The organism is Rhizobium sp. P1_C7 (genome assembly GCF_056406295.1).
On sequence record NZ_JBFUAL010000040.1, the window covers coordinates 1 to 14187 of the forward strand.

A 14187-nucleotide genomic window follows, 5' to 3' on the forward strand; every position below is an offset into this window, starting at 1 on the left:
CTCGGTTCCGGCCCGTACCGACGTTCCCGATACCGACTTCGACGCCTGCGGCAAGAAGGGCATTGCCGATCTCAAGGCTGCCAACGAAGGCGGTACGCTGTTTGGCTCGCTGGCGCAGGGCTACGGCGCTCCCCCGGCAGTCGCCAACGCCTACAAGGATGTCGTGTCGAAGTTCGTCCATGGCCAGATCACGACCTCCGACCAGGCCGTCGAAGAACTCGTCAAGGCAATCGACGACGCCAAGTAAGCTATAGTTCATCGAACAAGAGCCTTCCCCGCGCAGGCGGGGGAGGTGTTTTGAGACACGGATACGGCCCTGGGAGGGGACGAACATCATGACCACCGTCGCGACCCCCGAAATCAACCTGACGTCGGAGCGCAGAATACGCAGTTCCATCCGCTCCCGTCTGCAGGATGCCTTGCCGAAGATCGTGCTTGCGCCGAGTTTCGCCGTCACAGTGATTTTTGTTTATGGCTTCATTGTCTGGACTGCCTATCTGTCCTTCACCAATTCGAAGACCTTCCCCTCCTATGTGCTGACGGGGCCACGGGCCTATCAACGGCTCTGGCGCTGGACCTTCGAGAGTAATCCGCCGTCTTCCTGGTACACCTCGATTACCAACATGGGTATTTTCGGCTTTCTCTATGTCGGCATCTGTCTGGCGCTTGGACTGTTCCTGGCGATCCTGCTGGACCAGAAGATTCGCGGCGAGGGGCTGCTCAGGCCCATCTATCTCTATCCGATGGCCTTGTCCTTCATCGTCACCGGCGTTGCCTGGAAATGGTTCCTCGATCCCGGTCTCGGCCTTGAGCAGACGCTGCATCAATGGGGTTGGACGAGCTTTCACTTCGACTGGATCAAGAACAAGGATTTCGTCATCTACACCGTGGTGATCGCCGGCGTCTGGCAGGCGTCGGGCTTTGTCATGGCGATGTTCCTGGCGGGTCTGCGCGGTATCGACGGCGAGATCATGAAGGCCGCCCAGATCGACGGCGCGTCCACCGTTCAGCTGTATCGGCGCATTGTCATCCCGATGCTTAGACCGGTCTTTCTGTCGGCCTTCATCGTGCTTGCGCATATGGCGATCAAATCCTACGACCTTGTTGTCGCTTTGACATCGGGGGGTCCTGGCGGATCAGCCTGGCTGCCGTCCAACTTCATGTACGAGTACACATTCAAGCGCAACGAGATGGCGGTCGGCTCGGCGAGCGCGATCATCATGCTGATGACGATCACGGCGATCATTGTTCCCTATCTCTATTCCGAACTGCGGGAGAAATCGCGATGAGCGCCATCGTTTCCTCCGGCAGCGCTGAGCGCCGCACCGCCAATGCACGAATGCTCAATCGCATCGTCATCTACGGGCTCCTCCTGATCTTTGCGGTTGTTTATCTGATGCCACTCTTTGTCATGTTGGTGACCTCATTCAAGACGATGGACGAGATCCAGAACGGCAACATGCTGTCGCTGCCAAAGGCTCCTACGCTCGATCCCTGGTTCAAGGCGTGGGGTGAAACCTGCGTTGGCCTCACCTGTGCCGGCATCAAGGGCTATTTCTGGAACTCGATCAAGATGGTCGTCCCAGCAGTGGCGATCTCGACCATTCTCGGAGCGCTTAATGGCTACGTGCTGACAAAATGGCGGTTTCCGGGCCATACTCTGATCTTCGGCCTGATGCTGTTTGCCTGTTTTATCCCGTTCCAGTCGGTGCTGCTGCCGATGGCGACCATCCTCGGTGCACTCGGCCGCTTCGGGACAACACTTCAAAACATGACGGGCTCGTCGTTTGGGTTCGGCAATCCGACCGTAAACCTGGTGTTCGTCCACGTCGTCTATGGCCTCGGCTTCACGACGCTGTTCTTCCGCAATTTCTACGAAGCCTTCCCGACCGAACTGGTCAAGGCTGCCCAGGTTGATGGCGCAGGCTTCTTCCAGATCTTCCGGCGCATCATGTTGCCGAACTCGCTGCCGATCATTGTCGTGACTGTCATCTACCAGTTTACCAACATCTGGAACGACTTCCTGTTTGCCTCTGCCTATGCCGGCACGGGAGAGTCCATGCCGATGACTGTCGCGCTGAACAACGTCGTCAACACCTCGACGGGTGTCGTCGAATACAACGTCAACATGGCCGCCGCGATGATCGCCGCATTGCCCACACTCCTCGTTTACATTCTCGCCGGCCGCTACTTCGTTCGCGGGCTGATGGCGGGCGCTGTCAAAGGATAATCAATGGCTTTTCTCGAAATATCCGGCCTCAGGAAACGCTTCGGTTCGGTCGAGATCCTCAAGGGAATCGATCTTGAACTGGACAAGGGTGGCTTCCTTGTTCTCGTCGGCCCTTCCGGTTGTGGCAAGTCGACCTTGCTCAACACCATTGCCGGTCTGGAAACAATCACCGAAGGCCAGATCCGCGTCGATGGACGCGCGATTGATGATCTCCATCCCTCAAAGCGCGACATCGCCATGGTGTTCCAGAGCTACGCGCTCTATCCGAACATGACGGTTGCAGGAAACATATCCTTCGGCATGGAGATGCGTGGCGTCCCGGCAGAAGAACGCAAGAAGGCGATCGACAAGGTCGCCAAGGTCCTGCAGATCGGCCATCTTCTCGATCGCAAGCCGAGCCAGCTGTCGGGCGGCCAGCGCCAGCGCGTTGCCATGGGTCGGGCGCTCGTGCGGGATCCCAAACTTTTCCTGTTCGACGAGCCTCTCTCCAATCTCGATGCAAAGCTTCGTGTCGACATGCGAATCGAGATCAAGCGCCTGCACCAGGCGACCGGAACCTCCATCGTCTACGTCACTCACGACCAGATCGAGGCGATGACGCTTGCGACCAAGATCGCCGTCATGCGGGACGGCGAGGTACAGCAGTTCGGAACGCCGGCTGAGATATACAACAATCCGGCCAATCTCTTTGTCGCCGATTTCATGGGATCTCCGGCCATGAACCTCCTGACTGCGACGGTCGGCACCGACAGCAAGGGACTTCATGTATCGCTTGAAAGGCCGCATGCGGCACCCCTGAGCCTTGCCTTGCCGCAACTGAGCGGCCTTGCCGGCTATGTCGGCAAGGAGATTATCTTCGGCATCCGGCCGGAGGCGCTGACGGACCCGGATGGTGCCGATCGCAATGCCCGATCGCTCGCAGAGGGCGACTGCCTCATCGAGGTCGTCGAACCTGCCGGTTCCGATACCTTCGCGGTGACGAAGCTTGGGGGCAAGGAAGCCGTCGCGCGGCTGCGCGCCGACATCCACATCACCGCGGGTCAAACCGCGCGCCTTGCCTTCAACCTCGACAAGGCAGTCTATTTCGACCCGCAGAGCCAGCAGCGGATCGCATAGAAACCATTCAAGAGACTATGTGAGTGCCGGGTCGTCAGCGACCCGGCCTTTTAATTCCGATAGCGGGCGAGAGCCAGGTCCGCCGTTTCGATGTCGGCTTTTCTGCCACTGACGATGTCGGTCAGGACACGCGCCGATCCCGTGCTCATGGTCCAGCCAAGGGTGCCATGGCCAGTGTTGAGGAACAGGTTGCGGATCTTGGTGGCGCCGATCACCGGCGTCCCATCCGGGGTCATCGGCCGAAGCCCGCACCAGTAGTTGGCCTTGGTTACATCTCCACCCGGGAAAAGATCCGTCACGGAATGCTCGAGCGTCCGGCGCCGGGCAGGGCCGAGGTCGTTCGTGTAGCCCGAAATCTCGGCCATGCCGCCGACACGGATCCGGTCTCCGAGACGCGTGATCGCAATCTTGTAGGTCTCGTCCATCACTGTGGATTCAGGCGCGCGCGATGCGTCGGTGATCGGGATGGTCAGCGAGTAGCCCTTCACGGGATAGACAGGCAGCGCTATGCCGAGCGGCTTCAGGAGTAGCGGTGAATAGCTGCCGAGTGCCACGACGATTGAATCGGAAGCAATAGCGCCACGATCGGTGACGACGCCCCGCGCCTCGCCGCCTTCGACCTGAATGCCCTTGATCGTGCGCTGATAGTCGAAGACGACGCCCATTTCGAGGCACTTTGCGGCGAGCGCATTGGTGAACTTGAAACAGTCACCGGTCTCGTCCTTCGGAGTAAGGAGGCCGCCCACGATCCGATCGCTGACGTGCCTCAGCGCCGGCTCGACGCGAAGGCACCCTTCGCGGTCCAACACCTCATAAGGGATACCATCTGCCGCGAGCGCCTTGACGTCCTTGGCGCAGGCATCGAGTTGCGCCTGGGTGCGAAACAGCTGCAGGGTCCCCTGCATGCGCTCGTCATAGGCAATGCCGCCCTCCGAACGCAATTCACCAAGGGAAAGGCGGCTGTAGTCCGCCAGCCGCAGCATGCGCGATTTGTTGATGGCGTAGCGCTCGGCGGTGCAGTTTGCGAGCATCCTCACCATCCAGGAAAGCATGGCAAGGTCGACCTTCGGCCGCAGGACCAGCGGCGCATGCTCCATGAACAACCATTTGAGGGCTTTCTGAGGGATGCCGGGGGCGGCCCATGGCGAGCAATAGCCGAAAGAGACTTCGCCGGCATTGGCAAAGCTTGTTTCGAGCGCGGGTCCGGTCTGCCGGTCGATGACCGTGACCTCATGTCCGGCCTTGGCGAGGTAATACGCGCTCGTGACGCCGATAACGCCGGCGCCGAGAACTGTCACTTTCATGGTAACCCCTGTTATGAATGCTTTTATTGAATGTATTGGCGGTGATAACGCTGACCCAGTCCAGTCAGAATTTCATAGGAGATCGTTCCGGCATCACTGGCGATATTCTCAAGCGTTTGATGCGTCCCGATCAACTCGACGAGGCTGCCGAGATGGAGAGCATCCTCTGGCAGGGAACTGATGTCGATCGTCATGCTGTCCATGGAGACGCGTCCGACGATCGGCAGACGATGACCGAACGCGTAGGCAGCACCGCTGGAACTGAGGCTTCGCGGCAGTCCGTCCGCATAGCCCGCCGCAAGGGTGGCCAACCGCATCTCAACGGAAGCGCGATGACTGCCGCCATATCCGATAAGCGTTCCCTCGGGCACTGTATGCGTTTGAATAACCCGGACGCTGAGGCTGACGACCGGCCTCGTCGGATTGCGGATGACATCGCTGACAATTCCTCCGTAGAGCGCCAAGCCGGGCCTCGCCATGGCGCCATGGAAATCGGCCCCAAGAAAGATCCCGCCCGAATTGGCGAGGCAGACACGCGCATCAGGGAAACGCGCCGCAACGGTTCGCATCGCTGAAAGCTGGCCGGTGTTTTGCGGGTTAAGGCACTCGTCGGCGCTTGCGAGATGGCTCATGATGAATTGCACATCGACATTGCGCAGGAGGTCAGGATTGCTGCAGATCGTAGCCGCCTCATTCGCGCCTAACCCTAGCCGTGACATGCCGGTGTCGAACTGCAGCACGGCGGGAAGGGGTGCGCCGTAGCGCCCGGCCTCCAGCGACCAATTAGCCAACTGCGCCAGCGAGTTGATAACCGGGATGAAACCGTTAGCGGCAGCATAGGGTTCGCCGCCTGGCAGAACACCGTTTAGGACTACGATCTTTGCCTCGCGCGGCAGATATCGCTTGAGATTTTTTGCCTCGACAAGGTGGGCGACAAAGAAATTCCGGCATCCGGCTTCCACTAAGGCAGGGCCGACACGATCGGCCCCCAGCCCATAGGCGTCCGCCTTGACAACAGCTCCGCAGATGGCTGGAGAAACCTCGGCTGCGAGTAGCCGGTAATTGGCCTTGAGAGCGTCAAGATCAATCGAGAGAATGCCCGACAGCGCGCACTCGTCCATATTGTTTGCAGTGCTGGCGTCCATCTCGCTCCCCTGAATCGCGCACCGCGAGCATAGCGAAACAATCGAGCAATATCCGGTTGATTGGATCACAGATATTGCAAAGAAGGCGCAAAAGAAGAATAATCAGGCGCGAAAGAGAGGATTCGTGCGCGTGGAATTTGATGCAATCGATCGCAACATCGTGCGGCTGCTGAGGCTCAATGCTCGGATTGCGAATACGGCCTTGGCCGCGGAAGTGGGCCTTTCGCCTTCAGCCTGCCTGCGCAGGATCGCCAAGCTTGAACAATCCGGTCACATACGCGGCTATACCGCTCTGGTCGGCACTGCTGACAGCGACGACGCGATGGCTGTTATCGTCAACATAACGCTCGAGCGACAGACGGAAGAGCATCTCAACCGCTTCGAGGCAGCCATCCGCAGGCATCCTGAAATTCAGGAGTGCTTTCTGATGACAGGGGGATCAGATTACATCCTGAAGGTCGAGGTCGAGAGCGCGCGGGACTTCGAGCGGATCCACAAGGACATCCTATCGACACTCCCCGGAGTGGCACGCATCCATTCGAGTTTCGCAATTCGCGATGTGCTGAAGACGGTCCAACGAAAGTAACGGGGCATGCGATACCCAAGCCTCACCAACGTGTCCAAGATCCGACACTGACTAAAATCGCATCAACGCGCACGAACAAATTCAGGAGAGAAGCGCCGAGGAAATCTCAAAAAGGTGAATTGCCTCCCTACAAGCTGACGCTTGGACGTAGTGGAATGACTGGGAATTTAGTAGCAGCGATGCCAAGGGAAGAAACCAGGAATGACTTTTGGAAGCGGTGAACAGAAGCCACACCGGAGCTCCGGTAGCAAAATGCGACGCCGCACCCAAAATATGATCAGTCGACCGACTTCAAAAAAACGCAGCTCTCGATCCCCCTACGCGAGTGGTGAATAACTGCGTTGGCTGATTTACATCGGGTTCACCTTTGGCTAAACCCAGCTCGATAGCCTGGGGTTGCGGAAATGGGGATTGGGATAGCGTTTCGGGTCAGGGTGGTTCGTATTCCTGCGCGGCCCGCCCGTTTAGTGCGTCGTGGGAGCCTAAATTTAAACAGCCGGGAGTTTCCGGGTCGAGCAACGAAATAAATCCCAAGAATGCTAGGCCCACAGCGGCAGCGCCACGCATGGAGCAGACAGTCAATGAGTAGCAAGATCGTGCCGGTAATCATGGCCGGCGGTAAGGGCACCAGGCTCTGGCCTCGTTCGCGTGCGGCTGCACCGAAGCAATTCATTAAGCTCATCGGGGATCGCACGCTTTTCCAGGAAACGCTTCTGAGGGCGTCCAACCCGGAACTGTATGAAGCGCCGATAGTCGTGACAAACGAAGATTTTCGTTTCCTTGTCGCAGAGCAGGCACGGGAACTCGATATTCCGCTTGCAGCCGTCATCTTAGAGCCGGTTGCACGCAACACCGCTGCTGCCGTTGCTGCGGCTGCGACAATCGTCCTTGACCTCTTTGGCGAGGGGGCCAGTATTCAAATGCTCGCATCCGACCACGATATCGTTGCAGACGACACTTACTTTGAGTGCATCCGCCTAGCGCGCGATACTGCCGCGACGGGGAAACTAGTGACCTTCGGGATCATGCCTAGTGAGCCCGCCACCGGATACGGCTACATTCAGATTGGCACCGCATTTGACGGTGGAGCATATGCAGTAGAGTCCTTTGTGGAAAAGCCTCCCCTGCATGAGGCCGAGAAGATGGTCGCAGATGGTGGCTTCGTCTGGAATTCCGGAATGTTTATGTTTCCGGTTGTAGAGTTGTTGGGCGAGCTGCGCGAACATCAGCCTGACGTGTTGAATGCCGCGGCCAATGCGGTTGCACACGCATCGCGTGATCTTGATTTCACTCGCCTCGACGCCGCCCACTTTTCAAGTAGCCCCGACATCTCCATCGACTACGCGGTGATGGAAAAGACATCCAAAGCCGCCGTCGTGCTTTCCACATTTAAGTGGTCAGACATGGGTAGCTGGGACGCGGTCCGCAATGCGGGAAACCAGGACGCCAATGGCAACGTCACTGCCGGTGGAGCGACACTGGTCGGGACCAGCAATTCGCTTGTTATGACCAATGGCCTTCATCTGGTTGTACAGGGTATGGAAGACGTAGCAGTCGTTGCGAGTGAAGACGCAGTGTACGTGGGTCGCCTTAAAGACAGCCAGCTGGTTGGACAAATTGTCAAAACGTTGGCAAGCTCTTCTACAACCTCGAAGTTGACAGAGGTCCACCCGACGTCGTATCGCCCGTGGGGTGGCTACACCTCGATCCTGAACGGCGACCGATTCCAGGTGAAGCGGATCTTCGTTACGCCCGGTCAAAAACTATCTCTACAAAGGCACCACCACCGATCAGAACACTGGATCGTTGTCAAAGGAACTGCTGAAGTTACAGTCGGCGAGTGCGTGCAGATGCTACGTGAAAACGAGTCGGTGTATATCCCGCTGGGGGAAGTTCATCGACTTGAAAACCCAGGCAAGATTACGCTGGAATTGATCGAGGTCCAGACCGGATCCTACCTTGGCGAGGATGACATTGTACGCATTGTGGACGATTTTGGCCGCGTTTAAATACACGCAAATACAACGTTCAACGAAGCCGTCGCTCATAAAGAGCGGATGGATCATCGAAGGCTGACTTCCGATGGCCCCTGACGTCACGAAGTCAGCCCATCGATGTTGATAGCCATTAATTTGCAAAGTTTGTGTGCTTTTCAAAATGTACCAATTCGGGGCTTTTAAAGGATGAAATTTGGGACAAGCGGGCTTCGCGGCCTTTCTGAGGACCTGAAGGGCCGCGCCTCTGCGCTTTATGCGACCGCGTTTGGCCGCTATCTSTTGGACAGCGGGCGGGTMAATCSYGGCGCTACGATCCTGGTCGGCCGCGATTTTCGTGATTCAAGCCCAGAGATTGCCGGTAACTGCGTCGATGCGCTGAGCGGGCTGGGTTTTGCGGTTGCCGACTGCGGGACCTTGCCGACGCCGGCACTGGCCYTTTATGGCCTGCAGGAAAATGCCGCCTGCCTGATGGTGACAGGCTCACACATTCCTGCCGACCGSAACGGCATCAAGTTTTATCGGCCSGACGGCGAAATAGACAAGGCCGAYGAGGCGGCGATTACSTCAGCTGCMGCAGSCCTCGAKCGCTCCGGYTTCGTTTTCACGCCGGGCAACGGCCAGGCCGAGGAYMGGTCCGCGCAATGCCTCGCWCTCTTTTCGGATCGCAACGCCCGCCTGCTGGACAAGGATGCGCTCGCTGGCCTGAAGGTCGGTGTCTACCAGCACAGCACCGTGGCGCGCGACCTGCTGGTGGATCTGCTGGCGCAATTCGGCGCTGATGTCATTGCCTTCGCRCRCTCGGAGAGCTTCATCCCGGTCGACACCGAGGCCGTCGCCGAGGAAACSATTTCGCTCCTCAAGGAGGCCTCGCAGACATACGGCCTCGACGCAATCGTTTCGGCCGATGGCGATGGTGACCGTCCGCTTGTTGCCGATGAGACCGGCCTGCCGTTGCGCGGAGACGTGYTGGGCCTGATCACCGCCAACTTTCTCGGCGCCAAATATGTCGTGACGCCTGTCACCTCCAATTCCGGCATCGAGWCTGCCGGAACCTTCAATGTCATCCGCACACGCGTCGGCTCTCCCTTCGTCATCGCCGGCATGCAGGAGGCGCTCGCKGCCGGTCGGGACGGCGTCGCCGGCTTCGAGGCGAATGGCGGCGTGCTGACGGCGAGCACTTTTTCCGTCAACGATCAGGAGCTGCGTGCACTCCCGACGCGGGATTGCTTTTTGCCGATACTCGCGACCCTGTCGCTGGCAGCGTCGAGAAAACAGCCCGTGTCGGAGRTSACTTCGGCCTACCACCTTCCSTTTGCAGCAGCCGACCGGCTCGAGAACTTTCCCGTTGAAACAAGTGCCCGCCTGATGGCGCACTTGCGCGCAGGTTCTGAAAATATTGCCGCCTTTCTGCAGCCGCTCGGCGAGGTGGACAGCGYCAGCGACATSGACGGCCTACGGGTAACGCTGCGGGATCGCCGGATCGTCCATTTGAGACCCTCCGGAAATGCTCCGGAGATGCGTTGCTACGTCGAAGCAAAAACGGAGACTGAAGCTGCCGATCTGCTGGCCGCCGGGCTCGGACGCATCCGCCAGTGGGCGGACGCAAACTGATGGACCAGATAAACCATTCGAGGACACGCCACATGACGCAAACGATCGTTCCAGTGATTATGGCCGGCGGCTTCGCCACCAACGGTCCCCTAGATTAGGACGTGCTGGATCCGGAGCCTAAACGACGTCCTCGGTACGGGCGCGACATGCATACTTGGGACAATGGGTGACAATGACGCGAAACTCGCAGAAATCACGTCCAGCCTGTCCGACGCACCTTCCTCAATACAGTGTAGACATCCACCGCAGGCCTAGATCGGCTGGCCAGTTCTTCGATACGGGCACAATGCCGGGAAGTGCACCTCGATTGATTGCTTGTGGTGCTTTCAGGAGCATCGGCTCCTTCCTATGCATGCATCACCGCCCGATATCCTCCTAAGCCCGGCTATAGTCGTCGCTAAGGCGAACGATGTCGTTCTCGTCCAACAACTCACCGTATTGGATTTCGATAAAGATAAGCGGCTGGTCTCCCGTACAGGCGACACGATGAGTCGCCTTGAGCGGAATTTCGACGGTTTGCCCGAGCGCAAACATGTGGTGCGTTCCATCGACTTCGGCAATGCCTTGCCCGGATACTGCGGTCCAACGCTCTGATCGGTAGTTGTGATATTGGAGGGAGAGGCGCTCACCAGGATTGACTACAATGCGCTTGACGACGTGGTCCTCACCAGTATCTAGGACATGCCATGTACCCCACGGACGCTGATCATTGTCACCAATTTCGTAGAGGCTGCCAGACTGCATGAATTGCTCCCCATTGCGTCACGTCTGATCGCGCGATTAGTATACTTCTGCTCCTCATTCAAGGCACGTTAGTTTGATTGTGAAAGGGACTGCCATTTTTCCCCGGCTTTGTTTATACCGGATCCGAATTTGGTATCCTTGATACGGTTGGACAGCAGCCTAGCCTTGCGCAATACGTCGCGCGGACCGAATTGACTGAGCGAAGAAGACCGGAGAAAGCGATCTGGATCGGGGTGGAAATGCGGGTACTACATTTCTTCAAGACATATTGGCCCGATAGTTTTGGCGGAGTTGAGCGGACGATCCATGCAATTGCCAAGGGGACCTCGGAATACGGGGTTCAATCCGACGTTCTCTCACTTAGCCGCGTGCCACAACAGAATACCTGCGAGTTTGGCGGAAGCATTGCTCACAAAGCCAAGCTCGATTTCGAGTTTGCGTCAACAGGATTTTCGCGTGATGCCTTTGGCCGATTTCGAGAGCTAAGCGATAAAGCCGACATAGTGCATTATCACTTTCCGTGGCCCATGATGGATCTTGTTCATCTCACCGCGCGCCTGAAGAAGCCAAGTATCGTTACTTACCACTCTGACATTGTCAAACAACGGTTTCTCTTGCAACTTTACAAGCCGCTCATGCACCGCTTTCTAACAAGTGTTGACAGGATTGTGGCCACATCACCGAACTACGTGGCGACTAGCGACGTATTGCAGCGCTATATGGCCAAAACCATTGTCATTCCCCTTGGGCTAGATGAGCAGGATTATCCCCGTGCCTCTGAAGCGGTAAAGGCACGCTGGCTCGAGAGGTTTCCCGGGTCATTCTTTCTTTTTGCTGGTGTCCTCCGTTATTATAAGGGTGTTCACATACTTTTGCAGGCTGCAAAGCAGACGAAACTAGATATTCTGCTGATCGGGGAGGGGCAAATGGAAGCGTCACTCAAGGAATATGCGCAGGCGCACCATCTCTCCAACGTGCATTTTCTCGGGGCGTTGACGGATGAGGACAAGTCCGCGCTTCTTGATCTCAGCACGGGCCTAGTTTTTCCCTCCCACTTGCGCTCGGAAGCTTTTGGACTATCACTTGTCGAAGCTGCGATGCACGGCAAGCCTATGATCTCCTGTGAAATAGGGACAGGCACCAGCTACGTCAACGTGAACGCGGAAACCGGTATAGTTATTCGGCCACAGGATCCAACGTTACTATCGGCAGCGATGGAGGCTCTCGCGAATGACACAGAGGTTGTGGCCAAGTATGGTCGGAATGCGAGGGCGCGCTACAGTGCCAATTTCACAGCAGACAGGATGGCGAAGGCCTACACCGATTTATATCTCGAGTTATTTGATGGCAACGCAGCGGCGATTGGCCCCAAATCGGTCCGCTCGTTAGCTAAAGCTGGTGCCCGTCCACAAGTGTAATCTACTGAAAGCATCTTGTGAATCGCGATATCTGCCGGGGCAGAAACTGGCGTTCCATCTCGAAGACGCCACCTCGTTCCGGGCCTTAATTGAGGAGCGTCAATACGAATTTGTCGTCAGGTGACATTTTTCTGCCGCTGATTGTTGCGGCATCAACGGTCTGAAACCGTTTGCATGACACGGTTCGTTTCAGCTCCAATCCAGCATGGACGATCGTTGTTAGAAACAGCGTTGCCAACATCTGATGTCCTTTGTCATTGTTTTGGACCGAGGAACCATCCGCTCAAAGAACGACGTGCATAGTGATCGCGTATGGTGGAGGCGGAACTTAAGGACGTCGGTGATCAAGCTCTGATGCGCGGTTGGGCCGTTCTGGATTGTGCGTCCAGGGGGCTGGTCCTATCTTACTGCGGGCGTTGTTCAATGCCCGCCCCAAAGCGTCTGACGGATATTCCCCTTCAGTTATCCTGCCTCCGCCCATACGCGAAGTACAAGTTCGCTGCAGTGACCTATTCTGAGCGCTTCGCCTCACTCGCACCCGCATGAAGCCGGCTAGTTCACGGCCTATCACAGTGCAAACCACCGTCGTTCGCATTCCTCGCACGGCCAACATACGAGCGAGCCGTCAGTGCCAAGCGAGAATCTGCCAGCCATCGCGTTGATTTTTTTGGTGCGCCTCCCGTAGCCGCGCTCAGGGGCAGAATGGCGGTCCGGCGATTGAAGGGATGAGCTCTAAAACCATGGGTGGTTGACGGAACGCTCCCATCACCGAACAGCTCTGAAGAAGACATAACGGCTGAGGCCGTCCAAAACACTGAATCTGCGCTGCGTGGCCGGTTCCCGGCAGATGCCGAGTGCCGAGAGACCGCCTTGACAAAAGAAACCGTCGACGACGCGCCCGCCGAGCGTGCAGACGTCCCGCCTACCGCAAAAAAACGGATGCGAAGATCATCGCTTTACGCACGTGACATCTATATCACTCTATTTCAAACGCAGGGGAATTACCGCAATCAGCGGATGTCATCTGAATTCCGGTTCCGCCTTCAAAGGACGTGTATCTCGGACCGCTTCGTGGGGACATCTAGGTAAAGTTTTCGGCCCACCAATTGCAAGCCCGGCAAAACTAAGCTATTCAGGCGCGCTTTCTAAGGCTGCGTTTTCGAAATCACTCTGCAGCCTATGTTTCAGCTTGGGGACCTTATTTATAGGAGGGGCCACCAGCTGTGGAACAGATAATGCGCCGCGAATAGTAAGTGGCTCAACTATGCGGGATTGAATAGGGTCGTGAGCTCTGAGGTCAAACTTTCAATGAATCGTTTAAATGAGTCCTCGGGAAGCCGTGGCATGCCGTTGGATTTCTTTGCACACGAAGCGTATCAGCGCCATAACCGACGGCGTCAGGAACATTTGTCCGGTCTCATGCTGCCTCTGGCCGGTAAAACCGTTCTTGAGATCGGAGCAGGCGTTGGTGATCATACAAGCTTCTTTATTGACCGCGGTTGTGATGTCACCGTTACGGATGTTCGCGAGGAGAATCTCTCTTATGTGCGGGCCAGATATCCCTCTGTGAATGTGCGATTGTTGGACATCGAAAGTGACCCACCTTCCGACCTAGCCCCGCACGATGTGGTATATGCTTATGGACTTCTTTACCACGTTTCGGATCCCGGAGCAGCGCTAACCCGTATTGCCTCCGTCACAAAAGATCTATTGTTGTTAGAGACTTGTGTCTCATTTGGGGACTTTGAAGCTATAAATATGGTGGCAGAGGATTCCGATGATCCGACGCAAGCTGCACATGGACGCGGTTGCCGACCTACGCGCCCCTGGATGTTCAATTGCTTGAAGAACCTCTTCCAACACGTCTATTTACCCCTAACCCAGCCATGGCATCCTGAATTCCCCACCGATTGGTCATCGACGCCGCCGCAGAACTCGACGGGGCTTTATCGAAGCGTATTTATTGCGTCACGACATCCGCTCGATAGTCAGTTGCTCGCCGAAGAGCTTCTAAATCAGCAGACAAGGCGGTGACT

At 56.9% G+C, this 14187-nt stretch carries 11 protein-coding genes and 2 pseudogenes; 9 read left to right on the forward strand and 4 right to left on the reverse strand.

What is annotated here, in order from left to right; all coding sequences use genetic code 11:
• The 4 genes and pseudogenes from AC1D2R_RS30880 to AC1D2R_RS30895 all read left to right on the forward strand — a co-directional run.
• Positions 1-247, forward strand: a pseudogene (locus AC1D2R_RS30880) (sugar ABC transporter substrate-binding protein); the annotation flags it as partial.
• Positions 248-335: 88 nt separating this feature from the next.
• Positions 336-1289, forward strand: coding sequence for a carbohydrate ABC transporter permease (locus tag AC1D2R_RS30885; RefSeq protein WP_477973501.1), 954 nt, complete (start codon positions 336-338; stop codon positions 1287-1289).
• A gap of 50 nt (positions 1290-1339) precedes the next feature.
• Entirely contained in the window at positions 1340-2230 is an 891-nt protein-coding gene (locus AC1D2R_RS30890; RefSeq protein ID WP_477973531.1) for a carbohydrate ABC transporter permease, read from the forward strand.
• A 3-nt stretch (positions 2231-2233) separates the two neighbouring features.
• Positions 2234-3346 (forward strand): ABC transporter ATP-binding protein, encoded by a 1113-nt coding sequence (locus AC1D2R_RS30895; protein WP_477973503.1) that lies wholly within the window; start codon positions 2234-2236, stop codon positions 3344-3346.
• A gap of 50 nt (positions 3347-3396) precedes the next feature.
• Here AC1D2R_RS30895 and AC1D2R_RS30900 read toward each other — a convergent pair whose 3' ends face one another.
• Both AC1D2R_RS30900 and alr read right to left on the reverse strand, forming a co-directional pair.
• Positions 3397-4650 carry a D-amino acid dehydrogenase gene (locus AC1D2R_RS30900; RefSeq protein WP_477973504.1) on the reverse strand — a complete coding sequence of 418 codons (1254 nt, stop codon included), beginning with the start codon at positions 4648-4650 and terminating at the stop codon, positions 3397-3399.
• A gap of 23 nt (positions 4651-4673) precedes the next feature.
• Positions 4674-5795, reverse strand: a complete 1122-nt coding sequence (gene alr / locus AC1D2R_RS30905) for an alanine racemase (protein WP_477973506.1) — start codon at positions 5793-5795, stop codon at positions 4674-4676.
• Positions 5796-5925: 130 nt separating this feature from the next.
• Here alr and AC1D2R_RS30910 point away from each other — a divergent pair, with 130 nt between their 5' ends.
• The 3 genes from AC1D2R_RS30910 to AC1D2R_RS30920 all read left to right on the forward strand — a co-directional run bounded on the left by AC1D2R_RS30910 (position 5926) and on the right by AC1D2R_RS30920 (position 9989).
• Positions 5926-6381, forward strand: coding sequence for an Lrp/AsnC family transcriptional regulator (locus AC1D2R_RS30910; RefSeq protein WP_477973507.1), 456 nt, complete (start codon positions 5926-5928; stop codon positions 6379-6381).
• Between the two features lie 581 nt (positions 6382-6962).
• Entirely contained in the window at positions 6963-8390 is a 1428-nt protein-coding gene (locus AC1D2R_RS30915) for a mannose-1-phosphate guanylyltransferase/mannose-6-phosphate isomerase (RefSeq protein WP_477973508.1), read from the forward strand.
• 174 nt (positions 8391-8564) lie between these two features.
• On the forward strand, positions 8565-9989 hold the full coding sequence (locus tag AC1D2R_RS30920) for a phosphomannomutase (protein WP_477973510.1): 1425 nt from the start codon (positions 8565-8567) through the stop codon (positions 9987-9989).
• 120 nt (positions 9990-10109) lie between these two features.
• Here the strand turns inward: AC1D2R_RS30920 and AC1D2R_RS30925 are convergent.
• Positions 10110-10240: pseudogene (locus tag AC1D2R_RS30925) on the reverse strand (IS66 family transposase zinc-finger binding domain-containing protein); the annotation flags it as partial.
• 124 nt (positions 10241-10364) lie between these two features.
• A complete protein-coding gene (locus AC1D2R_RS30930) occupies positions 10365-10733 on the reverse strand; it encodes a phosphomannose isomerase type II C-terminal cupin domain (protein ID WP_477973511.1) in 369 nt (122 codons plus the stop codon).
• A gap of 239 nt (positions 10734-10972) precedes the next feature.
• On the opposite strand from AC1D2R_RS30930, the gene AC1D2R_RS30935 reads away from it, so the two are divergent.
• Entirely contained in the window at positions 10973-12151 is a 1179-nt protein-coding gene (locus tag AC1D2R_RS30935) for a glycosyltransferase family 4 protein (RefSeq protein ID WP_477973512.1), read from the forward strand.
• Between the two features lie 1344 nt (positions 12152-13495).
• Complete coding sequence (locus tag AC1D2R_RS30940) at positions 13496-14185, forward strand: class I SAM-dependent methyltransferase (protein WP_477973514.1); 690 nt, start codon at positions 13496-13498, stop codon at positions 14183-14185.
• Positions 14186-14187: the final 2 nt, after the last annotated feature.

What these genes read in the sequence shown, in the direction of transcription:
- AC1D2R_RS30890 (WP_477973531.1), top strand. Translation starts at nt 1,340, where the DNA reads ATGCTCAATCGCATCGTCATCTACGGGCTCCTCCTGATCTTTGCGGTT.
- AC1D2R_RS30915 (WP_477973508.1), top strand. Translation starts at nt 6,963, where the DNA reads ATGAGTAGCAAGATCGTGCCGGTAATCATGGCCGGCGGTAAGGGCACC.
- AC1D2R_RS30895 (WP_477973503.1), top strand. Translation starts at nt 2,234, where the DNA reads ATGGCTTTTCTCGAAATATCCGGCCTCAGGAAACGCTTCGGTTCGGTC.
- AC1D2R_RS30900 (WP_477973504.1), bottom strand. Translation starts at nt 4,650, where the DNA reads ATGAAAGTGACAGTTCTCGGCGCCGGCGTTATCGGCGTCACGAGCGCG.
- AC1D2R_RS30885 (WP_477973501.1), top strand. Translation starts at nt 336, where the DNA reads ATGACCACCGTCGCGACCCCCGAAATCAACCTGACGTCGGAGCGCAGA.
- AC1D2R_RS30935 (WP_477973512.1), top strand. Translation starts at nt 10,973, where the DNA reads ATGCGGGTACTACATTTCTTCAAGACATATTGGCCCGATAGTTTTGGC.
- AC1D2R_RS30930 (WP_477973511.1), bottom strand. Translation starts at nt 10,733, where the DNA reads ATGCAGTCTGGCAGCCTCTACGAAATTGGTGACAATGATCAGCGTCCG.
- AC1D2R_RS30940 (WP_477973514.1), top strand. Translation starts at nt 13,496, where the DNA reads ATGCCGTTGGATTTCTTTGCACACGAAGCGTATCAGCGCCATAACCGA.
- alr (WP_477973506.1), bottom strand. Translation starts at nt 5,795, where the DNA reads ATGGACGCCAGCACTGCAAACAATATGGACGAGTGCGCGCTGTCGGGC.